This window comes from Methylophilus sp. UBA6697, assembly GCF_002454655.1.
GTDB lineage: Bacteria > Pseudomonadota > Gammaproteobacteria > Burkholderiales > Methylophilaceae > Methylophilus.
This window is the reverse complement of sequence record NZ_DKJH01000003.1, coordinates 97,107-124,103: the sequence shown is the minus strand read 5'-3', so window position 1 is coordinate 124,103 and position 26,997 is coordinate 97,107. Positions and strand designations below refer to the sequence as shown.

General features: G+C 51.5%; 27 protein-coding genes. 11 read left to right on the top strand and 16 right to left on the bottom strand.

The window, feature by feature from the left end:
- Window positions 1–4 precede the first annotated feature (4 nt).
- From nagZ to B3355_RS01865, 6 genes are read right to left on the bottom strand one after another with little or no spacing between them, the layout of a single operon-like run.
- Window positions 5–1,051: a beta-N-acetylhexosaminidase gene (nagZ, locus tag B3355_RS01890; protein ID WP_292779687.1), complete on the bottom strand. Its 1,047-nt coding sequence runs from the start codon at window positions 1,049–1,051 to the stop codon at window positions 5–7.
- Between the two features lie 23 nt (window positions 1,052–1,074).
- A complete protein-coding gene (locus B3355_RS01885; protein ID WP_292779685.1) occupies window positions 1,075–2,202 on the bottom strand; it encodes a class I SAM-dependent methyltransferase in 1,128 nt (375 codons plus the stop codon).
- Window positions 2,203–2,241: 39 nt separating this feature from the next.
- Window positions 2,242–2,934 carry a queuosine precursor transporter gene (locus B3355_RS01880; protein WP_024929757.1) on the bottom strand — a complete coding sequence of 231 codons (693 nt, stop codon included), beginning with the start codon at window positions 2,932–2,934 and terminating at the stop codon, window positions 2,242–2,244.
- Window positions 2,935–2,954: 20 nt separating this feature from the next.
- Window positions 2,955–3,746 carry an ABC transporter permease gene (locus B3355_RS01875; protein ID WP_019881789.1) on the bottom strand — a complete coding sequence of 264 codons (792 nt, stop codon included), beginning with the start codon at window positions 3,744–3,746 and terminating at the stop codon, window positions 2,955–2,957.
- On the bottom strand, window positions 3,743–4,654 hold the full coding sequence (nikB, locus tag B3355_RS01870; protein ID WP_292779682.1) for a nickel ABC transporter permease: 912 nt from the start codon (window positions 4,652–4,654) through the stop codon (window positions 3,743–3,745). The genes B3355_RS01875 and nikB overlap by 4 nt, the downstream gene beginning before the upstream one ends.
- Complete coding sequence (locus B3355_RS01865; RefSeq protein WP_292779680.1) at window positions 4,647–5,135, bottom strand: L,D-transpeptidase; 489 nt, start codon at window positions 5,133–5,135, stop codon at window positions 4,647–4,649. The genes nikB and B3355_RS01865 overlap by 8 nt, the downstream gene beginning before the upstream one ends.
- Window positions 5,136–5,268: 133 nt before the next feature.
- Here B3355_RS01865 and B3355_RS01860 point away from each other — a divergent pair, with 133 nt between their 5' ends.
- Entirely contained in the window at window positions 5,269–5,958 is a 690-nt protein-coding gene (locus tag B3355_RS01860) for a VIT1/CCC1 transporter family protein (RefSeq protein ID WP_292779678.1), read from the top strand.
- A 19-nt stretch (window positions 5,959–5,977) separates the two neighbouring features.
- Here B3355_RS01860 and B3355_RS01855 read toward each other — a convergent pair whose 3' ends face one another.
- Window positions 5,978–7,420, bottom strand: a complete 1,443-nt coding sequence (locus B3355_RS01855) for an ABC transporter substrate-binding protein (protein ID WP_292779676.1) — start codon at window positions 7,418–7,420, stop codon at window positions 5,978–5,980.
- Window positions 7,421–7,433: 13 nt separating this feature from the next.
- On the bottom strand, window positions 7,434–8,807 hold the full coding sequence (rlmD, locus tag B3355_RS01850) for a 23S rRNA (uracil(1939)-C(5))-methyltransferase RlmD (RefSeq protein ID WP_292779674.1): 1,374 nt from the start codon (window positions 8,805–8,807) through the stop codon (window positions 7,434–7,436).
- A gap of 67 nt (window positions 8,808–8,874) precedes the next feature.
- On the opposite strand from rlmD, the gene B3355_RS01845 reads away from it, so the two are divergent.
- On the top strand, window positions 8,875–9,363 hold the full coding sequence (locus B3355_RS01845; RefSeq protein ID WP_019881783.1) for a hypothetical protein: 489 nt from the start codon (window positions 8,875–8,877) through the stop codon (window positions 9,361–9,363).
- Between the two features lie 85 nt (window positions 9,364–9,448).
- On the opposite strand, the gene B3355_RS01840 is transcribed toward B3355_RS01845, so the two are convergent.
- Window positions 9,449–10,219: a 3'-5' exonuclease gene (locus B3355_RS01840; RefSeq protein ID WP_292779672.1), complete on the bottom strand. Its 771-nt coding sequence runs from the start codon at window positions 10,217–10,219 to the stop codon at window positions 9,449–9,451.
- 314 nt (window positions 10,220–10,533) lie between these two features.
- On the opposite strand from B3355_RS01840, the gene B3355_RS01835 reads away from it, so the two are divergent.
- Window positions 10,534–11,211, top strand: a complete 678-nt coding sequence (locus tag B3355_RS01835) for a hypothetical protein (RefSeq protein ID WP_292779670.1) — start codon at window positions 10,534–10,536, stop codon at window positions 11,209–11,211.
- A 60-nt stretch (window positions 11,212–11,271) separates the two neighbouring features.
- On the opposite strand, the gene B3355_RS01830 is transcribed toward B3355_RS01835, so the two are convergent.
- Window positions 11,272–11,751 carry a hypothetical protein gene (locus tag B3355_RS01830; RefSeq protein WP_292779668.1) on the bottom strand — a complete coding sequence of 160 codons (480 nt, stop codon included), beginning with the start codon at window positions 11,749–11,751 and terminating at the stop codon, window positions 11,272–11,274.
- 488 nt (window positions 11,752–12,239) lie between these two features.
- Between B3355_RS01830 and B3355_RS01825 the strand changes: the two genes are divergently transcribed.
- On the top strand, window positions 12,240–12,914 hold the full coding sequence (locus tag B3355_RS01825; protein WP_292779666.1) for an outer membrane beta-barrel protein: 675 nt from the start codon (window positions 12,240–12,242) through the stop codon (window positions 12,912–12,914).
- A gap of 66 nt (window positions 12,915–12,980) precedes the next feature.
- Here the strand turns inward: B3355_RS01825 and B3355_RS01820 are convergent, their stop codons facing one another.
- The 4 genes from B3355_RS01820 to cysM all read right to left on the bottom strand — a co-directional run bounded on the left by B3355_RS01820 (window position 12,981) and on the right by cysM (window position 16,653).
- Complete coding sequence (locus tag B3355_RS01820; protein ID WP_292779664.1) at window positions 12,981–13,460, bottom strand: YdbL family protein; 480 nt, start codon at window positions 13,458–13,460, stop codon at window positions 12,981–12,983.
- Window positions 13,457–13,693: a hypothetical protein gene (locus B3355_RS01815; RefSeq protein ID WP_200884061.1), complete on the bottom strand. Its 237-nt coding sequence runs from the start codon at window positions 13,691–13,693 to the stop codon at window positions 13,457–13,459. Before B3355_RS01815 ends, B3355_RS01820 begins: the two co-directional genes overlap by 4 nt.
- A 78-nt stretch (window positions 13,694–13,771) precedes the next feature.
- The gene (locus B3355_RS01810) at window positions 13,772–15,709 is read right to left on the bottom strand and encodes a hypothetical protein (protein ID WP_292779658.1); all 1,938 of its coding nucleotides are present in this window, start codon (window positions 15,707–15,709) and stop codon (window positions 13,772–13,774) included.
- 50 nt (window positions 15,710–15,759) lie between these two features.
- Complete coding sequence (gene cysM, locus B3355_RS01805) at window positions 15,760–16,653, bottom strand: cysteine synthase CysM (RefSeq protein WP_019881775.1); 894 nt, start codon at window positions 16,651–16,653, stop codon at window positions 15,760–15,762.
- 197 nt (window positions 16,654–16,850) lie between these two features.
- On the opposite strand from cysM, the gene B3355_RS01800 reads away from it, so the two are divergent.
- From B3355_RS01800 to B3355_RS01790, 3 genes are read left to right on the top strand one after another with little or no spacing between them, the layout of a single operon-like run.
- A complete protein-coding gene (locus tag B3355_RS01800) occupies window positions 16,851–18,014 on the top strand; it encodes a GGDEF domain-containing protein (RefSeq protein WP_292779656.1) in 1,164 nt (387 codons plus the stop codon).
- A gap of 54 nt (window positions 18,015–18,068) precedes the next feature.
- Complete coding sequence (locus B3355_RS01795) at window positions 18,069–19,067, top strand: hypothetical protein (RefSeq protein ID WP_292779655.1); 999 nt, start codon at window positions 18,069–18,071, stop codon at window positions 19,065–19,067.
- A gap of 26 nt (window positions 19,068–19,093) precedes the next feature.
- Window positions 19,094–20,035, top strand: coding sequence for a 5'-nucleotidase (locus tag B3355_RS01790; RefSeq protein ID WP_292779653.1), 942 nt, complete (start codon window positions 19,094–19,096; stop codon window positions 20,033–20,035).
- Between the two features lie 16 nt (window positions 20,036–20,051).
- On the opposite strand, the gene B3355_RS01785 is transcribed toward B3355_RS01790, so the two are convergent.
- Both B3355_RS01785 and B3355_RS01780 read right to left on the bottom strand, forming a co-directional pair.
- A complete protein-coding gene (locus B3355_RS01785) occupies window positions 20,052–20,546 on the bottom strand; it encodes a disulfide bond formation protein B (protein WP_292779651.1) in 495 nt (164 codons plus the stop codon).
- A gap of 115 nt (window positions 20,547–20,661) precedes the next feature.
- Entirely contained in the window at window positions 20,662–21,633 is a 972-nt protein-coding gene (locus B3355_RS01780) for a lytic transglycosylase domain-containing protein (RefSeq protein WP_292779649.1), read from the bottom strand.
- A 194-nt stretch (window positions 21,634–21,827) separates the two neighbouring features.
- Here B3355_RS01780 and xseA point away from each other — a divergent pair, with 194 nt between their 5' ends.
- The 4 genes from xseA (at window position 21,828) to dapD (ending at window position 26,978) form a co-directional block, all read left to right on the top strand.
- A complete protein-coding gene (xseA, locus tag B3355_RS01775) occupies window positions 21,828–23,039 on the top strand; it encodes an exodeoxyribonuclease VII large subunit (RefSeq protein ID WP_292779647.1) in 1,212 nt (403 codons plus the stop codon).
- A 159-nt stretch (window positions 23,040–23,198) separates the two neighbouring features.
- Window positions 23,199–25,082 carry a potassium transporter Kup gene (locus tag B3355_RS01770; protein WP_024929736.1) on the top strand — a complete coding sequence of 628 codons (1,884 nt, stop codon included), beginning with the start codon at window positions 23,199–23,201 and terminating at the stop codon, window positions 25,080–25,082.
- 141 nt (window positions 25,083–25,223) lie between these two features.
- A complete protein-coding gene (locus tag B3355_RS01765) occupies window positions 25,224–26,036 on the top strand; it encodes a M48 family metallopeptidase (protein ID WP_019881767.1) in 813 nt (270 codons plus the stop codon).
- Between the two features lie 114 nt (window positions 26,037–26,150).
- Window positions 26,151–26,978 (top strand): 2,3,4,5-tetrahydropyridine-2,6-dicarboxylate N-succinyltransferase, encoded by an 828-nt coding sequence (gene dapD / locus B3355_RS01760; RefSeq protein WP_292779643.1) that lies wholly within the window; start codon window positions 26,151–26,153, stop codon window positions 26,976–26,978.
- Window positions 26,979–26,997: the final 19 nt, after the last annotated feature.

Genomic DNA, 26,997 nt, shown 5'->3' with positions numbered 1-26,997 from the left:
TGATTCAGGCAAACAAATCAGACTCTTTTTGACCAACCATAGCCACCCTTTTTATCGCATCCACATAATAAGCAGATTCACGCAACCCAACCATGTCCTGCGGATGGTGCCCGCCATGCATGCGCGCCAGGCGTGCAATACTTTGTGCCGAGATTTTCCAGTCCAGGTTTGCCAGTAATTCATCTGCCAAATCAGGGCGGTTACATAGCAAGACCATGTCGCAACCTGCACTCAACGCCGCCAAGGTGCGCGCAGTTACATCACCGGCGACGGTCGCGCCTTCCATGCTCAGGTCATCACTGAAAATCACCCCATTAAAACCCAGGCGCTCACGTAATACTTTCTGTAACCAGCGCGGTGAAAATCCGGCAGGTTTCTCGTCCACTTTAGGGTAGATCACGTGCGCAGGCATTACTGCGTGCAAGCCTTCGTCTATCATGCGTACAAAGGGTTGCATGTCGTTTTGCGCAATCTGGTCAAACTCGCGCTCATCGACCGGGATGCTCACATGCGAATCGGCCACCACAAAGCCATGACCGGGAAAATGCTTGCCCACTGCAGCCATACCGGCTTTTTTCAAGCCTTGCATCAAACTGAACGCCAACTCGTTGATCGCTTGCGGGTCGCGGTGAAACGCACGGTCGCCGATGACCAGGCTGTCACCATAATCCATGTCCAGCACCGGCGTAAAACTGAAATCCACACCATGCGCACGCAACTCGGCGCCCAGCACATAGCCAGCCTCCACCGCCAGCTCTTTGGCCTTACGTGGATTTTTGTCCCAGATATGGCCAAATTCACGCATGGGCGGAATCTTGCTAAAGCCTTCCCGGAAGCGCTGTACCCGGCCACCTTCATGATCGACTGCAATTAACAACGGCGGCTGACGCACGGCATGGATGCTTGCCGTCAGCGCCTTGAGTTGCTCGCAACTCTCAAAGTTGCGCGCAAACAAAATCACCCCGCCTACCAGCGGATGTTGCAAACGGCGGATGTCATCGGCAGTGAGCTCTTTGCCAACCACATCCAGCATGACGGGACCTAAAGACATAACATATTCCTATTGTTCAAATTTCAAGCACATTTTAATCGATAAAGACTGGTGATTTCTTTGGCACGCGCCTCATACAAAGGGTCGGACTGATCACTGGCTTTGGCATGTTTAGGCGCAATATCCAGTTTTTCAACAACCTGCAAACCCGCCTCATTGATCCACGTGGCCAATGCCTCAGGCTGACGCAAGCCAATATGCTCGGCTAAATCCGACATCACCAGCCATGCTTCACCATTGGCGGTTAAATGCGTTTTCAAACCACTTAAAAACCCTTTCAGCATACGACTATCCGGGTCATACACCGCATGCTCAATCGGCGCATTGGCTTTCGCGGGCAACCAGGGTGGGTTACAGACGATCAGATCGGCTTGCCCTTCCGGGAACAAATCTGCTGGCAGGACCTGAATATTGGTTTGCATATTCAAGCGTTGCACATTCTCTGCAGCACACGCTAATGCGCGTGGATTATTGTCTGTGGCAAGCACCTGTTTCACACCGCGTGCCACCAAAATGGCCGCAATCACCCCGGTGCCAGTACCGATATCCCAGGCCACTTGCGGGCTGTTAAGAGGGGCCTGATCTATGAGATCAAGATACTCACCACGCACAGGGGAATACACCCCGTAATAAGCGTGGATACTGGCATTGAGCGCATGAATCTGCACGCCTTTTTTACGCCATTCATGCGCGCCCACCATGCCCAGCAACTCACGCAATGAAAGCACCAGCCTTGCGGGCAGTTTGTCGGTTTTTTCGTCCACAATCAACGCGCCTTGCACTGCAGCTTTCACATCAGGGGCGCGAGGTAAATCGCAAACCCCATACTTGAGTTCAATCAATACTTTGTTGGTGATATTGGCACGGCCAATCTGGCGCGCGCGATGCTGGTGAAAGGCTTCGAGCATGGTCGCCGCAGGTTTAACCGGTTTGCGGTCGACGCGGCGCGTAATGGCCTGCAACAATTGTTTGGCATTTTGAAAGTCACCGCGATAGAGCAATGCAGTGCCCTCACAAGCCAGGCGGTACGCCTCATCCGCCTTAGTGGTATCGTCCGCGATCACCACCGCTTTCGGCGGCGGGTTCCCTGCTTCAGATTGCCAGTCGGCGGCTTGCGTCTTTTTTTGTTCGTACCAGTTAATCAGGTTCAATGGGGTTCCGATAATGAGAAGTTATTAAATGTGGCCAGTTTAAAGCTTAAACGGACTAAAGTCGGTATGGGTATCGTAATAATCTTCATTTTCTGCGCGTTTGAGAAATGCGACTATTTTGTAGGTGACTGGCGTAAACGCGACTTCTACCAGCACTTTGGCCGTGAATTGTGCCAGCACGATTTGCGGCATCATGGCATCGGGGAATTCGCCAGAACCATAAAACGCCAGCGGGAAAAACAGGATAGTGTCGACTGCTTCACCGAAGATGGTCGAGCCTATGGTGCGGCTCCATAGCCAGCGGCCCTGGGTCAGGATTTTCATTTTGGCCAGCACAAACGAATTGACGAACTCGCCAGCCACAAACGATACCAGCGAGGCAATGGCAATGCGCGCCGTGGAGCCGAACACCGATTGATAGGCCGCCTGGTCGTGCCATTCTGGCGCCGGTGGCAGCGCTACGATCACCCATGCCATGAGGCTGGCAAAGGCCAGGCAGATAAACCCGGTCCAGATTACGCGGCGCGAGGCAGCATAACCGTATACTTCGGTCAGGATGTCACCAAAAATAAAACTGATCGGGAAAAACATAATGCCGGCGCCAAACGTCAGCGCCCCCAGTAAGGGCACATGAACCTCGGTAATTTTGCCAGGGCCGATGAGATTGGAACAGACCAGCACCACGGCAAACGCCGCCATGATCAGGTCATAGTAACGATACTGTTTTCTCATGAATGACCTTTTCCAATCATCTAGCCCTCGCTGCGCACATCCAGTTTGTCACGCAATACATCGCCGCCCAGGTTAATGGCCAGGATCAGGCTCATCATGCACACGCCGACAGTGAGCACATAGTGTGGTGCCACCAGCATAAAACGCACGGCATCACGCAGCATGGCGCCCCAGGAGGCATTGGGCGCCTGTATTCCCAAGCCAAGAAACGACAATGACGCCTCGGCAATCATCACGCTAGCCATACTGTAAGCGGCCTCTACCAGCAAGATTGATATCAGTAGCGGAAAAATATGTAATGACATCACCCGCAAGCTGCTGGCGCCTAAGGACTCTGCCGCCAATACATGCAAGCGCTGACGCAATGCCAGTGACTGGCCGCGCGATAACCTGGCGTAGGTCACCCAGCCGGTCAGGCACAGCGCAAGAATCAGGTTGTTAATCCCCGCGCCCAGCACCGCCGCAAACGCAATCGCCAGTAACATTCCTGGGAACGCCAGAAAAATATTGGTCAATTGCATCAGTACGGCATCCATCCTGCCGCCTTTATACCCGGCCACCAGGCCGATGCTCAGGCCAACCGTCATCGTCACGGCAGTGACAACCACAGTAACCAGAAAAGAAACCTCTACCCCGCGAATAACGCGCGCCAGAATATCGCGCCCCAAATCGTCTGTGCCTAGCCAATGTTGCAGACTCGGCCATTGCAGAATGGCGTTAAGGTCAATCTGGTTGGGATTCAAACCAATCGCATGCCCCAGCAGCACGGCAAGTAGCCAAAAGCTCAAAGTCAGCAACGAAAAGGCTTTCATGCTGCGCCTCGCGTGCGCGGATCCAGCCAGCGATAAACCACATCTGTCAGCTGATTGATCAGCACATAACTAAACGCCACCACCAGCACACAGGCCTGCGTGACCGGGTAATCGCGTTTTTCTATGCTATCTACCAGCAAGCGGCCGATGCCGTTCCAGCTAAAAATGGTTTCGGTAATCACGGCGCCGGCCAGTAAGCTACCCATTTGCAAACCAACAATGGTGACCAATGGCAACAAGGCTGCACGTAAAGCGTGTTTCAATAACACCTGCCGCTCACTCAAGCCTTTGGCACGGGCAGTACGGATGTAATCCTCATTCAATACTTCGAGCAAGCTGGTACGGGTCATGCGCGTCAAAATGGCGCTTAAGCCCAGTCCCAGTGTCATCGCTGGCAACACAATGCTGGCAGTGTTCGCCATGCCACTCACAGGCAACCAGCCTAGCCAAACCGCAAATACCAGCATCAACACTGGCCCCAGCCAGAACGCAGGCATCGCCGCCAGGCGGATACTCAACATGGTGATCATCACATCCTGCCACTGCCCGGCCTTGAGCGCAGACCAGATGCCCAATGGAATACCGATAGACAGCCCTATCGCTAATGCAACCACGGCCAGTAATAACGTGGCTGGATAGGCTTGCCATAATAGTTGCGAGATCGGGGTTTGTGTATGGATAGAGGCACCAAAATCCCCTTGCAGCAGATGCATCACATACTGGCCGAATTGCACCAGCACAGGCTGATCCAGCCCCAGTTGCGCTTTAAGTGCGGTGCGGTCAGCAGCACTGGCAGACTCACCCAGCATGACATCCACCGGGTCGCCCGGCACCAGATGCAGCAAGGCGAAGGTCAGGCATAGCACCCCGAAGACCACCGGCAATAGTGTGGCAAAGCGCTTAATCATCCGCCTCGCAAATGTTAACGGTGGTACCGACGGGCACCTGCTCGAACAATTCGATCAGGTCCGCATTGCGCATGCGTACGCAGCCATGAGAACCGGGCACACCCAGCACAGTCGCATCCGGCGTGCCGTGGATATAGATATAGCGTTGCATGGTATCGACATTACCCAAGCGGTTTTTGCCCGGCTCAGTACCGCTCAACCAAAGAATGCGGGTTAAAATCCAGTCGCGGTCAGGAAATTGCTCTTTTAGTGCCGGGGTAAATATTTCCCCGGTCGGGCGGCGCCCAACAAACACGGTATTTTCAGCTGCCCCGCCACCGATTTTGGCACGAATAATATGCGCTCCCAGCGGTGTACAACCACTGTTTTTGACGCAACCTACGCCATTGGCCGCCGTAGACACGGCATAACGCGTCACTTGTCCGCCATTGTCGTCAAACACCGTCAGCGTTTGCGCCGGGATAGAAATTTCAATATGCATAACCATTATTCTAAGCGATTTGCCCGTGATAGACGGAGATTTGATGCAACACGGTCTCTGGCAATAAAAATTCCATTAAAATCCGATTCACTCGCTTAATTATTTTATTCATCGCTAGACTCAGGGCAATCGCATGGCACATCACGAATTACACTTTTTACAACGCAGCGGCTGGCTGCGCGCGGCTGTGCTGGGCGCCAACGATGGCATTATTTCTACCGCCAGCCTGTTGATGGGCGTAGCCGCCGCCGGTGCCACGCACCAGGCCTTGCTCATGACCGGTGTCGCCGGGCTGGTGGCAGGTGCGCTTTCCATGGCTGCAGGCGAATATGTATCAGTGAGTTCACAAACGGATATCGAACAGGCAGACCTCGCCCGTGAAGCCGAAGAGCTCAAGGAAAACCCGGAAAGCGAATTACGTGAGCTGACTGGTATTTATATCCAGCGCGGCTTATCTCCCGAGCTGGCTAAACAAGTGGCACAAGCGCTATCAACACATGACTCACTGGCCGCGCATGCACGTGATGAGCTGGGCTTGCATGACATCAACCAGGCGCAGCCATTGCAGGCCGCGCTAGCCTCGGCGCTGGCCTTTGCCAGTGGCGCCATCTTGCCACTCATCACCGCCTGGCTGGCACCGCATACGCAAGCACAAACCTGGTTAACGGTAAGCACCCTGCCATTTTTAGCCTTGCTGGGGATTGTCGCTGCGCGCACTGGCGGCGCCAGCATCGTGAAAAGTGTCAGTCGTGTCGTCGTTTGGGGTGCACTCGCCATGGCGGCCACGGCGCTGATCGGTCACTGGTTTGGCGTCAATCCGTGATCCGTCACCCCAATAAGCACTAGTCTTTAGCCGCTTTAAAAACCACGTGTGCCAGACCGTCCAGATTGCCGTCTGGCATGGGCTGGTAAGCCGCAATGGTATTGCGGTAGGCGACAAACTGCCCTTCATACCATAGCGGGATCACTGGCAATTGACTATGAATGCGCTGCGTCACCGCTGGCCAATCCTCTTTTTCCAACAATTGATCCAGCACGCCATCCTGATAGCGGCCACGGTTGAAGCCCTGTGGCGGCAAGCTATTAGAAGCAAATACCTGACTGTAAATCTCCGGTGTTTTAATGCCAACCCAGGTCAGGCCATACAGCTGAAAATTACCTTTTTGCACATCGGCAAAAAAAGTGCCCCAATCCAGGCTCTTGATTTGCAGGTCTATGCCCGCCTCCTGCATTTGCGCCTGCAAAATCGTCGCTAGCCGCACACGCTGCGGATCGGTGCTGGTTTTATAAGTCAGCGTCAGTGGCAACTTAATACCTGCAGATTGCAATAATTGCCTGGCCAGTGCCGGTTGATAAGGATAAGGCTGCAAGGCCACATTGCCAGCATAATGCTCGGGCGGCAAGATGGCACTGGCCTGGCGGCTATGGCTGACCATGACTTTATCAATAATCGCCTGGGTATCAATCGCGTAGGCAATCGCGCGCCTGACGCGTGCATCGCGCAGAAAATCGGCCTGTACATTCAAACCTAGATAAGAATAATTGGCACCTACCCCGGTTTTCACCGTGATATTAGGCTGTTTTTGCAGATATTTAACCAGTTCAGGCGGCAAATCTCCCTGAATCAAATCAGCTTCACCGCGTTTGAGTTTAAGTACCCGCACATTGGGGTCTTTCACTTCGTCAAAACGCACTTTGAGGCCATCACTTAACCGCTGCAACTGCAATGCTGACTGCCACTGATCCAGTTTAAACGGCCCGCTCCCTACCGGCGCATGGCCAAAGTCATGTCCGGCCGCAATCAGCCGTGCGGGCAAAATACCAACCATCAAACGCGCAGCAAAGTGCGGATCCGGGCGGCTAAGTTCAAAATCGATGGTGTTAGCATCCAGCGTTGTAATCTGCTGGATATGCTTGAATTCCGCCGTGTGCGGTGAGTCCTTGAGTTGCAACAGGCTATCGTAAGTCGCTTTCACATCCGCAGCCGTCAGCGGCTGGCCATCGTGGAATGTGGCAGGCTGAGATAACTGGAAGCGGTAATGCGTCGCATCGCGCATTTGCCAGGTCGCCAGCCCAGGCACTTCGCGCGAGCGGCTATCAAACTCTACCAGGCGCTGGTAAAGCAAGCGATTGATACGCTCGGAAGCTGCGTCTGTCGCATAACGCGGATCAAGGTTCACCGGCGCCTGCGCCACGGCAAACACCAGCGAACGCGGTTCGTCAGAGGGCTGGCAGCCACTCAACGCCCACGCTAGCAGCACTCCCGGCAATAACCGGCCTAACATGCTGCCCATCACCTTAAATCTTCTCAAAAATCGCGATAGATTCAACATGCGCCGTATGCGGGAACATGTTCATCACGCCAGCGGCTTCCAGGCGATAGCCTTTAGACTGCGTCAGGATTGCCGCATCACGCGCCAGCGTCGCCGGGTTGCACGACACGTAGACAATACGTGATGGTGCATGGTCAGCGTTGGCATCTTCTGCATCCGGCAGGGACTTGATCAACTCAATCGCACCATCCCGCGGCGGGTCTACAAGCCACTTATCAAACGCGCCCAGCGACTGCAATGATTCAGGTGTCATATCGAACAAATCAGATTCAGCAAATTCAACATTGCTGACGCCATTGAGCTGTGCATTTTCCACCGCGCGTTTTACCAATGCTTGTGATCCCTCGACGCCATAGACGCTGGCACCACTGCGCGCAATCGGCAGCGTAAAATTGCCCAAGCCGCAGAAAAAGTCAGCAATGCGCTCACCGGCTTGTGGCTGCAACAATTGCAGCGCACGACGAATCATGACACGGTTAATCGCCGGGTTGACCTGGGTAAACTCAATTGGGCTAAACGGATATTGCAGGTTAAACTCAGGCAAACTGTAATGCAGCATATCACCATGCGTGAACAATGGCTTGACGGTGTCCGGACCCTTGGTTTGCGTCCACACCTGGGCGCCGTGCGTTTCTTCAAAGGTTTGCAGCAAGGCGATATCGGCCTCGGTCAGCGCTTCCATAATGCGGAACACCAATACAGTCGCATCTTCACCAACCGCCAACTCAATTTGCGGCACTGCCTGCTTGATAGACAGTTGGCCGATCAAGGCTTTCAACGGTACGATCAGATCAGACACTGGTTGCGTCAGCACTTCACAGCTATCCATAGAAGTCACATAGCTGGTGCCTTTTTCATTAAAGCCGACCAGCACGCCGCCCTTTTTCTCGACATAGCGCACGCGCAAGCGAGCCTTGTGGCGATAATGCCATGGCGTGCCCTGAATCGGCGGCAGGACTTTCTCAGCGCGCACGCGGCCGATATGCCATAAATCAGCCTCCAGCATGCGCTGCTTGGCTGCCACCTGCGCGGAAAACTCCAGATGCTGCATGGCGCAGCCACCGCAAGTGCCAAAATAGGCACAGCCGGGCGTCACACGCTGGCTGGACTGTTTCAACACCTCGACCGTCGTCGCCAACTCATAGGTCGCCTTGACATGATGCGAGACAAACTTCACCTCTTCAAATGGCAATGCGCCTTCAATAAAAATGACCTTGCCATCGACATGGGTGACACCGCGACCTTCCTGGTCGAGGGATTCAATGGTGGCAATGCGGGGAGTCTGCGCTGCCCTGGCGGCAGACGACAGGTTGGAGGATCTTTGACGGTTGTTTCTCATAACCTGTTATTTTACCTGAATTGGGCATACAATCATCCAGCAAACCAATCAAAATAAGGAGTCTGTGATGCTTAAACAATGGCGCTTAACCACGACACTGGTGGTAGCACTTTTTTCATCGTCTTTCTGCTTCGCTGACGAAGTGGCTATTCAGCAAGAGGTCCACGGCGTGGACTATGTCACCGGTGGCATAGGCTCAGAAGAAGTCGACGCCATGGAGTCCTTTAAAAAGCAATTCAATCTGTATTTCCTGTTTTCCGAAGGCAAAGTCGGCCGCGTGATTGATGATATCAACATCAGCATCGTCGACAGCAAAAATCAGACCGTATTTGCGCTGGAGCACGCTGCACCCAGGTTGTTGTTAAACCTGCCCAGCGGCAAATATCAGGCTATTGCCAGTTACCTTGGCAGTGAACAGCGTTACCGCTTTACGCATGACGCCAAAAAGCACCAACGCGTGATCCTGAACTGGAAAAACAAGATTGATGAAGATACTGTAGAACCAACAGTAGAAGATACTGCAGCACCAGAAGTGCCTGCCACTGAGACGCCTTAAAAACCTTAACCGCCGCTAAACGCCGTCAAGGGTTTATCGGCGGTAATATTAAGATGTTAGATATCGCCAAACCAGACGTTTAACCTCAAGCCCAGGCAGCCATAAACTGTTGCCAGTGCTCACCGCCGTAACCGAATAAGGTTTCGCGCACCAACTGGATTTCAGCCGCATAGTTGGCCTCATTCAAGTGACCGCGCATTTTGAGAAAGCGTAAATACACCAGGTGCGTGTTGGCGACATCGGTTTCGCAATAATCACGGATCGCTTTTACTTCACCATTCAGGTAAGCCTGCCACACCTTGCTGCCATCCATGCCCAATTTACCGGGGAAGCCGCATAACTGTGCCATCTGGTCCAGCGGTGCGTTAGCGCGTCCGCTATACATAGCCAGCACATCCATTAAATCCAGATGACGCATGTGATAGCGACTGATGTAGTTATTCCACTTAAAGTCTTTGTCGTCTTCACCCAGGTCCCAATAGCGCGGCGCGGCGATACCATGCACCATGGCACGGTAGTGCAGCACGGGCAAGTCAAAACCACCGCCATTCCAGCTCACCAGGTTAGGTGTGTATTTTTCAATGCCGTCGAAAAAGCGCTGGATAATTTCTGCTTCGGTCGACTGCTCATCGCCCAGGGTCCATACGCGAAACTGGCTGCCCTCGCGCAAAGCGCAAGATATTGCACAAACGCGCTGCAAATGGTGTGGCAAAAAGTCAGTGCCATTCTGCTGGCGGCGTTGGTGAAAAGCGATATTAGCCACGTCAGCATCACTTAAACTGGCAGGCAGGTCATGTAACTGACGAATCCCGTCCACATCCGGAATGGTTTCAATATCAAACACCAAACTTAGCATGACTATACTCGTGAAAAAATTGCTTTTTAAAATAACACAGCGCCCAGGCTTACACCAGAAAACCTTATTTTCACGCGTCGTTTGTACAAAAAATGGGGCAATTGTATCAATTGATACAATCCACGGCCATTTGTATCAATTGATACAATTAAATAACTGATTTATAAATACTTTTTGTGTTTTTTCAAGCAATCAAAAAACCATGTTCCGCTTTAATCTGGCCATGTTCAGTTAACACGATGTATTGCCAGGGAGCAATCACATCAGCCCTGAACCTTTGACACTTACGGATTAAAATTTACGGAGCTCTCATCATGACATCTATCAGTTCATTAGGCAGTAACAATAGTATTCAATCTTTGTCGCAGGTCAGTCAGCGTAGCGGCATGCAACCTCCACCACCGCCACCCGACGGCGAAGGTCAAGGCAAGGATGGTGGCGGCTTGCTGGGTGCCATTGATTCTGCACTGAAAAGCGCAGGCATTGAAGGTGGCCTGGAATCCATTTTTGGTCAGTCCGGTACCAGCAGCACAAGTACGAGCACCAGCGCAGACAGTACAGACACGTCTACCAGCAGCGACAGCACCACCGATGCCGCCAGTGCGCTGAATAGCTTTTTACAAAACCTGATCAGTGCCTTGCAGTCACAAGGCACAACCGATACCAGTAGCACGGATAGTAGTGAAAATGAAACAGAAGCGACGAGTGCAGCACAGGGGATGCCTCCGCCACCGCCTTATGGCGGTCATGGCATGGAGTCGAAACTGCAAAGCCTGATTGCCTCTTTGAGTAATGACAGCACGACGGATAGCACAAGCACAGACACCAGCTCAGACAGCTCGTCCAGCGACCTGCAAAGCAGCTTTCAGTCACTAGTGAGCGCACTGGGCGGAAGCAGCGACAATGCCAGCCTGAGTGGTTTCCTGCAAGCGTTATCAAGCAGCATGCAACATCGCGGCCCGACGGGCAATGTGGTCAGCACAACCGCGTAATACGGCAGACCTCTCGAAAGCAGCTACCACCAACGTGTGGTAGTTGCTACCGGCAATGGCTTAGGCAAACTCCAACTGCAGGATATCGGTTTCGGAATCTTCTTCCAGCCACTCTGCAGGTGCTTTATGCAAGCGAACCGGGGCTTTCATCTCTTCACCATCAAACGTCAGAATGGCGTAGCTGACTTCATGCGGCGCTTCGATCGGCGTGAACTTGGCAAAACCAAAATCAGCATTACGCATCACTTGCCAGGCGCCTGATGGTTCAGCATATTCTGCTTTGGAAAAATAATGAGCAATTTGCCTATCAGTCGCGGCTTTGAGTGCGCAGTCATTTTCGCGCGACATTACAGACCAGCGATAATCCAGACCATCGGCAATCGGCTGCAATTGCATCAGATACCAATGCACGTTTTCACGTGCCAGCTGTATCAAGGATCGTACACGGCCAGTATGGTGATTCAGGATGTAGTAAATCCCCAAATCCTGCTGGTGAATACTTTCACCCAAGCGAGGGAGAACGAAAAGATTAGTTGCCACAACGGACTCCTTTCATCGGAACATGCACTTAGATTGTATGCAATGACCATGCCTGAAACTGAAAGCCGATACTTTTACTGCGTTGTTTATCGAATTGATCCAACCCGAACACCCTCAGCACAAGAACCTGCTATCTTGCTCACCTGCTAGCCATACAAGTAAAAGCCACTGATTATTCAGACTATTTACCTCGCAAAGGTTCGCTGAGCCAGCAATGAGTCGCTGCATTGAGCGGAATTGAACATGAGACAGTGCTGAAAGCTTTAAAAACAACATGTGCCCATTTTTGGTATCAATTTGGCCGGCCACCTAGGCCATCACGCACCAAATTGTCACTTGAACAACGTAAGATTTAACAGATACCCTTAAGTCATCAATAATAAAAACGCACAAATTAAATTACAAAGACTAACAATAAAAGATACAATTTAAACACCTGAAACTTGGGTATTACTCATTACTCACCACTAATTAAAAAGAAAATATATATGAAGCTCTCCAAAACCCCTTCTTCACTATTACCCTTGGCTTTACTTGTACCCTTGGCTTTACTTGCAATGTCAGTGCCTGCACACGCTGCTTCGCCAGAAACGGAACACCATATCAAGCCGTACAACGTTTATTTTGGATTGGATGCCGCTTATGTTCATACAAAAAGCGATTCAGGTGACATCAAAGATTCAATCACCGCGCTGACTGGCAGCACGCCTTCTGTGAGTGAGGATAACAACACAGGTGCAGGCAGGATTTTTGCTGGCTATAAATTCAATGACAATCTGTCATTAGAGCTCGCTTACGTGAAAACAGGTAAATTAAAAGCAAAGATTAACGATGATGCACTGGGTTATAGCGGCTCTGCAAAGGCCGATGTGAAAGGGATTGAATTGTCGGCGTTGCTGAGCCCATCACAGTTGCCAAACTTTTTCGTTAAAGCAGGTGCAACTTACTTAAAAGTGCAATCTAGCGCGAGCCTAACCGGTGCGTTTAGCGGTAGCGACTCTACCGAGGACAAAGGCGTTGGCTACGTATTAGGCGCGGGATACAAATATCCGGTCAATGACATGGTAGATATCAAAGCAGCGTATTCATACTACGGCAAGATCGCAAATGAAAGCGGCTATGATGCGCATATGGTGTCTCTAGGCATGCAGCTGAACTTTTAAGCCTCACTCCTTGGCGCTGATTAAAAGCAGAAATGGAAAACACCATTTCTGCTTTTAATTTATCAATCACTTTTTAACCCACTGTCCATCACGTTGCACAAACCAGCCAGCTTGCGCTTTATCAATCCAGCGCTGGGCAAATGTACGTTGTATTTCGCCTTCCCATTCAGGGTGACCATTTGCGGCAGCCATGCCCTGATATAACCTGGCGCGGTCAGTGTTTTCATCCTTGACCAGCGCAGCCAACGCACTACGTTGGGACAATGGCACCAAACCGGCCTCTTTTACCGCGACAAAGCCGTCTGCGGTTAAACCAACAGCCCCAGACTGATATTGCGGCAGCAACTGCAAATGGCGGCTTTGCATGCTGGCTTTGACCGCAGCAACCGCCGGGGTATTCACATCAAGATCCACCGCGGCATATACCGGCAACGCCTCAAAAAGCATCGCCAGACAGCTCAAAAACACACCAACCTTCAAAGTGTGATAACCCTGGCGCAGGAATAGTTGCAACAAACGTGAACAATTATGTAGCAATCTCATCATGGGGCTGACTCCGGATTCACGGTCGGCGTTACCGGTATTGCAGACGGGGTCACCGGGGTGGCAGTCGGCGCAGAATGCTGGCTCGATGCCGGGGATTGTCCGGCAGGCACCTGCCAGATTTCGTCTATGACTTTGTCCGCTGCTTTTTCTGCAGCGGCGGCCGGAAAGTATATATTAATGGTGACACAAGCGCTCAAGCCCGTGGCCGATAGTACCAATAGCCAGGTACGCATCCAGCCCTGTTTTATTAAAGTCAGGTTCAATCTGCTTCCTTTCTGAGAACCGTTTTGTGCTTCATCATATAGTCAAGTTTAATCGATAATGATTTTACTATTACTATCCGTCACGCGCTGCATGCGCCCCAACACGTCTTTCCAGCTGACATATTGCGTATAGCCATTGACGTTGACCGACGGCGCGCCTTTGCCTTTGACGATCACAAAACCATCTGGCAGTGGTTCGACGCCGCCCATTTTGCAAATATCGCCGCGCAACTGGCAGCTCAGGCCAATTTTTTCATAACCGAACTCTTTAAAAAAGCGCAAGAAAGTGCGTTGCAAGGCCGCCGCCGTGCCCTCACCGCCCAAGGCCGTAATATTCTCTACCGCACGCTGCGAGATTTTCTTCTCGAACGGGCCGTCGGCAGTGCGCACAAAAGCATCCATAGACACCGGCTTCCAGTTTTGCAGGCGTAAATCCTTAATATCGCCTTCCAGCTTGCCGCTGATAGAGCCAAAGTTAAACGTACGCGTGATTTCACCCAGGTCAATCTCACGCATGGTGAAATTGGCATGTAACTTGGGCACCGCGCCCAAAGGGTCATCAATATCCAGGTCAGACATGCCCACCATGCCATTAAACAGTTTGAACTGCATATCGCCCACCATACGCAATTCGTGGTTAGCGTACGTCACCAGGGGAATCGTGCCTGCAATCTGGCCGCGCATTACCGGCCAACCCAGCGCCTGGCTGAAGCTAGACATGCTGATCGGTTGCAAGTCCATCTTGACATGCCAGACCATGCTTTGGTTAATCCAGGCAGCGGAAATATCCTGAAAATCAAGCCCACCATCCAGGATCGGCAACTGCAAACGCGGCGCCGTAATTGAAAAACGGTCCACCTCAGCCTGCCAGCGGGTTTCACTCAAGGGGATTTTTAGAATATGGCCGGACTGGTAACCCATGGCAATCTGCCTGGGACGATCATAATCCCAAGGAATGTCGGCATTAAAGTGGCTAAAGCCAAATTTACCAGCCTGATCCTCGACACTGGCGTCAGTGATATTGAGGTGAAACTTGAGCGGCTGCAAGCCTTTGGCCTCAAACGACCAGTCTGCCTTGCCAGATACATTCAAGTGGCCAAACGCGGAATGCGGAATCAGTGGCTGGATAAACGCCTGGTAAACGCCATTAAAATCCACCTCTTTGGCATCGACCTTTAAAAACTCAAATTCTTTGCTGATCACGTTGATGCGGCTTTGGCTATGCAAGGTGCCCACGCCCTGCAATTCCAGAGTCGCCTGCTCGATATCAGCATAAGGTTGACGGTAAAAGCCACGAATCTCAAACCGCTTATTGCCCTCGGCGAAATAAAACGGTTGCCAGAACAACTCGCCCTGCTGCCATTGAAACACGCCCTGCCAGCGCCAGCCACCGGCTTGTTCGTGCGCAGACAGATTGACCTTGCCAGTGAGTTTGTCTCCCGCATGCAAACCCGATGCATCACTAAACCTGGCCTCGCGCACCGCTAGCTCGAGGTCTACGCCCCTGGCTGCAGGGCCGCTTTTATTCGCGTCTTTCCAGGTTGGCGTCACCAGCACATTGAACGGCACATGCGAACGCACATCATGGTATAAGCCGTCTTCGCAGCGCCAGGGTTGTGTGGCTGCCTGCGCGGGGACCTGGCAATTCAGATGAAACGTACCCCATACTTCATCCTGCAAGGCCTTAACCTCTGCATAAAAAGACAATACAGGCTGGCGAGTTTGTGGCCGAAAATCAAGAAATATCTTAGGCTGGCGTACCTGGTAAGGTTGCATTTGCAACTGGTCAGAGGTCACCAGCAAGGTCGGCCGCGTGCCCATATCCAGCCGAATATTGGGATTATCCAGGCGGACATCGCCGAGTTGCAAACGATCAGCATGCACTTGTACCTGCTGCTGGGCCTGCAGATTGAGGACGGCATGCGGTTTATCGAGCTGAAACAGATCGCTGGAAATACTGTCTGCACTCAGACTAATCTCAGTCATGGCACAAAGTGGCAGAGACCACGCCAGTAGCATCAGCCCCCAGATGCGCATCAGTCTGGAAACACCCCGGTAGACAAATAACGGTCACCGCGGTCACAAACGATACTCACAATCACGGCATTGTTGACTTCTTTCGACAATTGCAGCGCACTGTATAAAGCGCCACCACTGGAAATACCGGCAAAAATACCTTCTTTGTTGGCCAGTTTACGCGTGGTGTCTTCCGCATGTTTCTGGCTGACATAACGTAGTTCATCAATGCGCTTGGCATCAAAAATGGATGGCATGTATTCTTCTGGCCATTTGCGGATACCAGGAATTTGCGCGCCGTCTTCAGGTTGCACGCCAATGATCTGGATGTCCGGGTTTTGCTCCTTGAGATAGCGCGAAGTGCCCATGATGGTGCCCGTTGTGCCCATGCTGGACACAAAATGCGTCACTTTGCCCGCCGTATCGCGCCAGATTTCCGGCCCGGTGCCTTCGTAGTGAGCCAAAGGATTATCCGTGTTGCCAAACTGGTCGAGCACGATGCCTTCACCTTCGGCTTGCAGCTTCAATGCGACATCGCGCGCCAGTTCCATACTGCCGTCCTTAGGCGTCAGCACCAGCTCTGCGCCATAGGCTTTCATGCTTTGACGGCGTTCAATCGACTGATTCTCGGGCATCACCAATACCATTTTATAGCCACGCATGGCAGCGACCATCGCCAGCGCAATGCCGGTATTACCACTCGTCGCCTCGATCAGGGTATCGCCAGGCTTGATCTGGCCGCGTGCTTCTGCACGCAGAATCATGCTGTAAGCAGGCCTGTCCTTGACTGAACCGGCCGGGTTATTCCCTTCCAGCTTGAGCAAAATGGTGTTGCTCGGATTAGGGTTCATGCGTTGCAAAGCGACCAGCGGCGTATTGCCGACAAAGTCATCTAAAGTTTTGTATGGTTTCATAACAGACCGATGTTTGTTGTTTTCCAGACGGAACGGGGCCTGGCGCCCAAAATATTCTGAATTGAATCGATTAAAAGTAATACACGCAGATGCTTAATATATGTAAAATTCCAGTGTCGTTCCTGATTTAGCTGGTGAAGTACTAATTTTACATAAACTGCCTGCATCACAAAAACAATAATTACCAAGGAAACTGGATGTTAAAGAAGTGGATTAGCCAAGCGCTTGCCGTCATGTTGCGTCCGATCAAGTTTTTTCCAGAACTGAGCGAAGCCGATAACGTCCGCTATAAAGTCGTTTTCTTGAATAATGTGTTTGCGTTCTCCGGCATTGTATCGCTGTCCATGGGCATTATCCGCTGGAACCTGCAACCCTTCATCGGCCGTGTCGACCTGGTCTCCGCATTTCTTGCCTTTGGTTTATTGTGGGTGCTTTATCGCTACCAGAAAAATATTGAGTTAATTGCCAGCACGGCCTTATGGCTTTGCTTTATGCAGTTTTTAACCGTATTTTTCATGGGCATGGGCACCACCACCCGCAGTGCACTGCTGTTACTCATATTGGCCGCGGCGTTTTACCTCAAAGGCCGCGTGGCTGGTTACTATATGCTGGCATTATTGCTGATATTGGTGATCAGTAACCATGTCATGGGCATCTTCCCCTCGGAATACAGCAATCTCGACATCCTCAGCCTGTGCCTTTACCTGCTGGCCCAGTTCTTTATCATTCGCAACTACGAGTGCCTGCGTGAATCGCAAACCAGCCATTTAAAAGCACTCAATACCGATCTCGAAGCCTTGGTCAAACAACGCACCGAGCAATTAGCTGCAGCGAACACGGCGTTGGAAGTTGAAAAAGAAAACCTGAAAACGCTTTCCAGCACCGACCATTTAACCGGCCTCAGCAACCGTCATCACTTTGAAACTGTCTTTGCTGAACATACGCCAGCGGTCACGCGCAGGAAAATTTCTGATGCGCTGATTTTGATAGACATCGACCATTTCAAAAAGATCAATGATAGCCACGGTCATGTATTGGGTGATGTGGTCCTCAAATCTGTAGCCAGTTGCATTAAAAAACATAGCCGCATCTCAGACATCACCGTGCGCTGGGGCGGTGACGAACTGATTATTTATGCGCCACGCACAACGCTTAAACAAGCCACACAACTGGCGGAAAAAGTGCGCCATCAAATCAACGCCATGCACCTGGCGGGCATAGGTAACATTACCATCAGCGCTGGGGTTGCTGTGCTGCATCCCGGCGATAACCTATCACAACTATTACAGCGCGCAGACCAGGCATTGTATGAAGCCAAACAAGCTGGCCGTAACAGTGTCTATGCCGCCACGCTAGACTAAGCCCCCACATTTAGGTACCTTGCCACCACTTTGGTCGTTTTCGTATTACTAATCATGCTGAGATGTTCTGCTGTTTTATTTGCCGTTGCTTGCCTGCAATGCCTGTTATTCGCCTCAATGGCCCATGCCGAACAGTGGCAAACCGTGCAAGGCCGAGAAAAATTCCTCACCGTGGCAGTCGATCTCGACTCGCTACAAATTGGCCAGCATGAAGACATGGTTTTTTTCAAACTCCGCGCCGACGATCATGACGACACGATTGCGACCAGATATGTGCAAGCCTCTTGCAGTGAGTTCTCGCTGGAAGTAGAACGCGAAACCGTGTTTCATAAATCCAGCCAAAGCTCAGAAAGTATGGACTGGAAAAATAACAATGCCCTCAAAAGCAGCCCGGCATTTGCCCAGGCACGTTTGTCTTTCTGGGGCGTGACGCAGGCCTATGGACAAGCCATCTCACTGACCTGTCGCCGCGTGGGCAACCGCGCGCCTGAACGATTGCACATCCTGCAAGCCGAGAACTGCGCGCCAAGCAATCCTTTACGCAAAGTCGCCTGTGCCAATTACGCCAGTTGGCGCGCCAATTACAAACTCTATTTCTCGCGCTCGCATGACGTCATTCATAATTGTGGCATTTCAGAAGACCGCATGACCAAGCAAGCTGCCTGGCTGCTGAAGAGCGTGATGCGTTGCCAAAGCGAAAGCTGCGGTAATGAGATTCTCGAAGACTGGATCCACAAGCGCGGGCAAGACATTGCCAATGTGATTCATATGCAAAAAGCAGACAGTGCCTGGCACGCCACCTCACAACCTGCCCCACTCTGCCAGTCACTCAACCAGGCCGACCAGGCGATTGCCAGTATGCAAACCGAAGAGATTTACGCTAAAGCCAAATACCTGGGCTGTTTAAAACGCGAAACGGCCAAGCTACGCGCGGCCAACACGCCACCTGAAACGCTATCACAACAAGCCGAGCAATTATGTGATGCGCCGTTTAAAGAATGGCATGAGGCGATTTCTAAGCAATCAGCCATGTCAGACGTCACCAATAGATAACCCCTTTAACGCTCCGCTCAACCATCATGGCATACACCCTAGAAAACAGATTAGTGATAGGCGTCGCATCGAGTGCGATGTTTGATTTGTCAGACTCTGACGAAATCTTTAAACGAGACGGTGAAGCGCTTTATCGTAAGTTTCAAGAGAACAACCTTCACAACCCGCTGCCCAAAGGCATTGCATTTTCATTTATCAAACGGCTGCTCTCCCTCAATGATCTAAGCCACCACCCAGATGACCCGTTGGTTGAAGTGATATTGCTATCAAAAAATGACCCTGATACAGGCCTTCGGGTCATGAAGTCTATAGAGCATTACAATATCGGCATGACGAGAGCCATCTTCATGCAAGGCCAAGCGCCGTACAAATTCATTCCTGCGCTCAACATATCGCTCTTTCTCTCGGGAAACAAAGAGGATGTTGATTCTGCCATTCGCCTGAACATGCCTGCTGGCCATGTCATGAACTCAGCAATGATTGATGACGAAGAGGATGCTGCATTACGCATTGCCTTCGACTTTGATGGTGTATTGGTAGACGATGAGTCTGAAACCGTTTTTCAGGCCAGAAAAGACGTGAATGAATTCAAAGCGCACGAAGCAATGAATGTCATGCAGCCTCATAACCCCGGCCCATTACAGCAATTGCTTGTGCGTGTTTCCGCCATTCAATCCGCCGAGGAGGAAAAGAAAAAACTGGATCCTTCTTACAAAAACCGCTTGAGAGTTTCGATTGTGACAGCGCGGGATGCGCCAGCACATGAACGCGCCATGAACACACTAAAAAGTTGGGGTGTGATGGCGAATGACGCGTTCTTTCTGGGTGGCATTGAAAAAAGCAAAGTCCTGGCGGTATTAAGACCGCACATTTTCTTCGATGATCAGTCCGGGCATTTAAAAACAGCCTCTGAAGTGGTGCCTTCAGTACACATTCCTTTTGGCGTGACTAATCAAAAAGCAACCTAAACAGGCTGCTTAAATATTAAGCTCGCGCGCGGAACAGAAATACCGCATAGGCACCAAACAATACAAAGCTGATCAAGCCCAGTTGCGGCAAGGTCAGGCCGAGAAATGTCCAGTCGATTGCGGCACAATCGCCTGTGCCACGGAACACCAGCGTCAGGGCTTTTTTGAGCGGAAAATTTTCAAACATATAATCAAAGCCGACACCGCAGTCAGCAATAATGTCGTCCTTATGCGCTTGCAGCCACCAGTGACGAATGGCAACGCCGACACCGCCAAGCGCGGTGAGTACTTCTACCAGCGTCAGCCCGGCATGAGCCCAGGATTTGGAAGAAATAAAGGCATGTAGCAGAAACAATATCCCCAGGCTCATGAAGATAATGCGCTGGGAGATACATAGCGGACAAGGCTCCAACTGGTTTTGCACCTGTATAAACAAAGCCAGTGCCACAATGCCGAAACCAGCCAAAAAACCGAGCACATAGCCACCACGACCTTTAAACCACTGACACATTGCAAACTCCTGCGCGTTGAATAAAGCTGAAATTGTAATAGATAACGCGCTTATGATGCTGGCAGTGTGCACATCGTTCCCTCTTTATTAACAGTGGGACGTGTTTTATCAGAAATCAGGAGGTCGCCTGTGCACTTTCAAGCTGATGCATAGCCGATTTCTGTTTGACTTCGTGATGTTTCTTTTTGTAATAGCGGGCAATACGCTTCACATAGTCCCGCGTTTCGGGATACGGTGGAATACCCTGATGTCGCTGCACTGCGTTTTCACCGGCGTTGTAAGCGGCTGCGACCAGCTCGACATCGCCTTTAAAATAAGTGATCAGCCAGTGCAAATAAGATAATCCACCCTTGATGTTTTGCTCGGGATCATAGGCATCCTTCACATGAAACCTGGCTTGCGTATCTGGCAATAACTGCATCAGGCCCTGCGCCTTTTTACGCGAAGTGGCTTTCGGGTTAAAACCCGACTCTACTGCGATCACCGCCATGGCAAAGTCGATATCCACGCCATAGCTTGGCGCATGCTTTTTCACCAGCTGATAAATCGGGCCACGCTTGCGGAACAACACTTCCGCCGCAGAATTACCTTGTTTCAGCATACAGGCAGGCAATACAGCCAATTCAGCATTACCGGCCTCGTTATCCAGCCACTCCCTGGCATCACGGTGCCCTTGTATCGCCGCCAGACTGAAAAAGCGCGCAGCAACATCATGATTCGCTGTCACGCCTTTACCCGTGCTATAAAACCAGCCCATGGCAAATAGCGCATCGGGGTCACGCGACTCCGCTGCCAGCGCACAATAATGCGCATGTGCTTGCTCATAACTGCTCAGGCCAAGGGCATTTTTAGTCCCCGCCGCCAGGCTCACCTGCAACTTAATAAATTGTTTATAGGCTTCATTTTTGATGGCAGACTGCTCACGGCTATAGCCAGGGGCTGGCGCGCCACTCTCAGGGAGACTCGTCGTTTCTGGCGATGATCGCATTTCACTCGACGGCTGGGTTTCACCTGAAGATGGCTCAAGCAGCTCATCAGCCTCAGCGGCATGAGGTAACAGTGCCGCGCACACAAACGCTACACACATGGTCATCCATAAGCTTGCGCGGTGCATAGCAGTGTGAGGGATGTTCAATTGCATTCGGATAAAAATATCTCTAGGCCTTATTTATTTAATGACTCGTTTATTGGCATAAAGTGCCAAGTCTTGCGTTAAAACGGCGCAAAAACCGTGCGAAAGACATAGCCAAACAACAATCTGCTGTTGGATAATGCGGGGCTATGACCAACTTGTTATCGACGCCTTTTAAACAAATCTTGAATGTCAGCGACTTGACGCGGCTGACGAAAGAGCTGCTGGAAACCAGCTTTCCGCTATTCTGGATCAGCGGCGAAATCTCCAATTTCACGCGCGCAGCCAGTGGCCACTGGTATTTCTCGCTGAAGGATGATCGCGCCCAGGTGCGCTGCGTGATGTTTAAAGGCCGTAACAGCCTGGTTGGCAGTATGCCGCGCGAAGGTGACCTGATAGAGGCGCGCGCAACAGTCACCCTGTATGAAGCCCGTGGTGATTTTCAACTGACAATTGAGTTTATGCAGCCAGCAGGCATGGGCAGGCTGTATGAAGCGTTTGAGCAATTAAAACAACGCTTGCAAGCCGAAGGCCTGTTTGACCTGTCGCGCAAAAAAGCCATTCCTACTAATCCGCAACGCATAGGCGTGGTGACTTCACCCGACGCAGCAGCCTTGCGTGATGTGCTCACCGCCATCCGCAGGCGTTACCCAGGCATGGGGGTAATCATTTACCCGACACCGGTACAGGGCAAAGGCTCGGCAGAGCTGATTGCACAAGCGATTCAACTGGCCGACCAGCGCCAGGAGGTCGATACTTTATTGGTTTGCCGCGGTGGCGGCAGCATTGAAGATTTATGGTCATTTAACGAAGAGATCGTGGCGCGGGCGCTGGCGGCCTGCCGCTTGCCCACCATCAGCGGTGTGGGCCATGAAACTGACTTTACCATTGCCGACTTTGTGGCAGACCTGCGCGCAGCCACACCGACGGCCGCGGCCGAACTGGCTTGCCCGGATCAATCACAATTACGCCAGCAAGTAGCGCAATCACAACAACGCCTGATACGTGCCATGCAATCATTGTTGCGTCAACAATCACAAACACTGGACTATTTGTCGCGCCGCCTGATTTCCCCTGCACAGCAACTGCAGCAGCAGAAACAATCATTGCAACAATGGCAACATCGCTTAAAACTGGGCATGCAACAATATTTACAAGCACGTCAGCGCAGGCTGGAATATTTGGCCACCAGCTTGCAACAACTTAACCCGCATCAGGTGCTGGCACGTGGCTACGCCATTGTGCAAAAACAAGATGGCATCGCCGTGACAGACACCAGCCAGCTCACCATAGGCGAACGCCTGCAATTAACACTGCATCATGGTCAGGCACAAGTCATGGTTGAAAAAAGTGGTGACTGAAAAAACAAGGCTTCTGACCAGCAGGCTTTTCATGCAATCGTCCACAAAGGCACCCACTGACAAATTAAAGGCACTTACTGACAGATTATTTGTGTCAAAGTCATTGGTGAAGTTTTAGAATTAACCGATAATCATTGCTTGTCTTCAGCTGTTCACACAATGGACCATACAAAAAATCAGCAAACGGCGCTCCACACCATGGCACTCGCCGCGCTAGGCGTCGTTTTCGGGGATATTGGCACCAGCCCCCTTTACACCATGAAAGAAGTCTTTGCAGTTGGCCATCACCCACTGTTACTGACACAAGATAATGTATACGGCATCTTGTCATTGATCACCTGGGCACTCTTGCTGATCGTTTCTTTCAAGTATGTTGCGTTTATTATGCGGGCAGATAACCGCGGCGAAGGCGGCATCATGGCCTTGCTGTCACTGGCCAGCCGTTATGCCGGTGGCGAGCCTGAACAGCGAAAGCGCATCATGATGCTGGGCATTGTCGGTGCCTGCATGTTTTACGCGGATGGCATGATTACCCCAGCCATCTCGGTACTATCTGCTGTTGAAGGGCTGGAAGTCGCCGCACCACAGCTAGATAACTGGATTGTGCCAATTACACTATGCGTGCTGTTTGTACTGTTTTGGGCACAAAGCAAAGGCACCGCCGTCGTCGGTGCTTTTTTCGGCCCAGTGATGCTGACCTGGTTTGCCGTGCTGGGTATTCTCGGCGTCATCAATATCAACCACCATCCAGAAATCCTCAAAGCCCTGAGCCCCGCCTACGCTTTCCTGTTTTTTTATACCCAACCGAAAATTGCCTTTATTGCGCTAGGCGCAGTGGTACTGGCCGTGACAGGTGCCGAAGCACTGTACGCCGACATGGGTCACTTTGGCCGCAAGCCCATTCGGCTGGCCTGGTTCCTGTTTGTACTACCTGCCCTGATCTGTAACTACTTTGGGCAAGGCGCACTGATTCTGGCAGAACCAGAGTCGATCCAAAACCCGTTTTATCACCTGGCACCAGACTGGGCATTGTTCCCGCTGATCATCCTGGCCACATTGGCAACAGTGATTGCCTCACAGGCCGTGATTACCGGCGCGTTTTCAGTGTCACGCCAGGCGCTGCAACTCGGCTTTATTCCGCGCATGCACGTCGCGCATACCTCAGAAAAAACCGAGGGCCAGGTGTATATGCCGCGCGTTAACTGGGGCCTGATGGTGGCTGTGATGGGCCTGGTGATTATTTTTGGCAGTTCTGGCGATTTAGCCGCCGCTTACGGCATTGCAGTGACAGGTGACATGGTGATCACCACCTTGCTAGCAGCCGTGGTTTTTCACCACCTGTGGGGCTGGAGCAAACTGAAAACAGCCTGCCTGATCACCCTGTTCCTGGTCATTGACTTGTCCTTCTTTGCCGCCAATATCCTCAAGATTCCGGATGGTGGCTGGGTACCACTACTGATTGGCCTGATTATTTTCACCCTGATGCGCACCTGGAAAACTGGCCGCAGATTGTTGTATGGCATCCTCAAATCAGAGTCTATGGAACTGATTCCCTTTATTCAGGCCATTGGTGCGCACCCACCAGCACGCGTTAATGGCGCGGGGGTATTCATGACGCCTAACCCGGACGGCGTACCGCATGCCTTGCTGCATAACCTCAAGCATAACAAGGTGCTGCATGAAACCATGGTCATACTGACGGTGCGTTTTGAAGACTACCCTTATACCAGCCAGGAAGAGCGCGTTGCCGTCGAAGCGTTACCGTACGGCTTTTATCGTGTCACGCTGCGCTACGGCTATATGGACGAACCTGACTTACCTAGAGACCTGGTACTCACCGAGCCATTAGGATTGACGCTGGATACCATGGACACTTCGTTCTTTGTCGGTAAGGAAAGCCTGATTGCCTCAGACAAACCGGGCATGGCGTTCTGGCGCAAAAAGATTTTTATTGGTTTGTTCCGTACCGCGGAAACCATCACCAACCAATTTAAATTACCGCCTAACCGCGTGGTTGAACTGGGCTCACAAGTTAAAATCTAAATTCAAAAGATTGCAAACTAAAGTTAACAATCCGGGCGTAAAATACGCTTTTTAGCTTGCTAGGTGATGTTGCGACCGATTGGTGTCAACGGATCATGCAAGCCATACGATAAAGCATGATTGCAACGAGTGAGGGAACATATGTTTAACTTAAAAACCATTTCAGTCGCCGTGATGTGTGCATTGCTCACCGCGTGCGCCAGCACCACCAACAACAGCGTCTCTGGCGTACAACGCAGCCAGTTATTGCTATTACCTTCTGCCACCGTGGACAAAATGTCTGCGCAGTCCTACACCCAAACGCTGCAAGAGGCGCAAAAGAAAAGTACGCTGAATGCAGATAAACCATTATTGAATCGCGTGACGACGATTTCTCACCGCCTGATTGCCCAGGTCGGCGTATTCAGACCGGATGCTGCCAAGTGGAAATGGGAGGTCAATGTCGAAAAGAATGACCAGCTCAACGCCTATTGCATGCCAGGTGGCAAAATCATGGTGTTTTCCGGCCTGGCCGAGAAGCTGAATGCCACAGATGATGAACTAGCCGCAGTGATTGGCCACGAAATTGCCCATGCGTTGCGCGAACATGGCCGTGAACGCATGTCACAAGCGTATGTACAACAATTTGGCCTGCAGGCACTCGCCTCCTTTGTCGGTGGTACGGCTGGCAGCATGGCCGCGCAGGGCGCAGGCATGGGCAGCCAGTTGCTATTCTCACTGCCTAACGGCCGCGAACAGGAACGTGAAGCTGACCGCATGGGGCTGGAGCTGGCTGCACGCGCTGGTTACAACCCGGAGGCAGCGGTGAGCTTATGGAAAAAAATGATGGCAGCCAACAAAGAAGCACCGCCTGAATTTCTCAGCACCCACCCTTCCAGCGAAAACCGCATCAAAGACCTGCAAGCGTTAGCGCCTAAAGTCATGCCGCTCTATCTCGCTGCCAAAAATAAATAAATTCTTGCTGGCAGGGGCTGCCTGACATCTGCGGCCCCTGACCCGTCAAAATTAGGTTAAAATTTCGGGTTTACTGTTATTCAACCGAACTATTTAATCGAACAAGAGAACATCATGGATCCACGTCAAAGCATTATTGAAGCGGCTTTTGAAGACCGCGCCAACATCAACCCGGCCAATGCACCAGCCGATATCAAAGCCACCGTGGCTTCTGTGCTGGATGACCTGGATGCAGGCAAATTGCGTGTAGCGACCCGCATTGGCGATACCCAGCAATGGGAAACCCATCAGTGGATCAAAAAAGCCGTTTTATTGTCTTTCCGCCTGAAAGACAACTATCTGATGGATGACGGCGTGACACGCTACTTTGACAAAGTAGATCCAAAGTTTGCCAACTACACTGAAGAAGACTTCAAGGCAGGCGGTTTCCGCGTGGTGCCTAATGCCATCGTGCGTAAAGGCTCATTCATCGCCAAGAATGCAGTATTGATGCCTTCTTACGTCAACATCGGTGCTTATGTCGGTGAAGGCACCATGGTCGACACCTGGGCGACTGTCGGTTCCTGCGCGCAAATTGGTAAAAACGTACACTTGTCCGGCGGCGTTGGCATTGGTGGCGTACTGGAACCAGTACAAGCGGGCCCAACCATTATTGGTGATAACTGCTTTGTCGGTGCCCGTTCAGAAGTGGTTGAAGGTGTGGTGGTTGAAGATAACTGCGTGATCTCCATGGGCGTATATATTGGTCAATCAACCAAAATTTATGACCGCGAAACTGGTGAAATCCACTTTGGCCGCGTTCCAGCAGGTTCAGTGGTCGTGTCTGGCAACCTGCCATCCAGCGATGGCAAATATAGCTTGTACTGCGCAGTGATCGTGAAAAAAGTCGATGCCAAAACCTTGGGTAAAGTAGGCATCAACGAATTATTACGCGGCATTTAAAGGCTTAAACGCCAGGCGT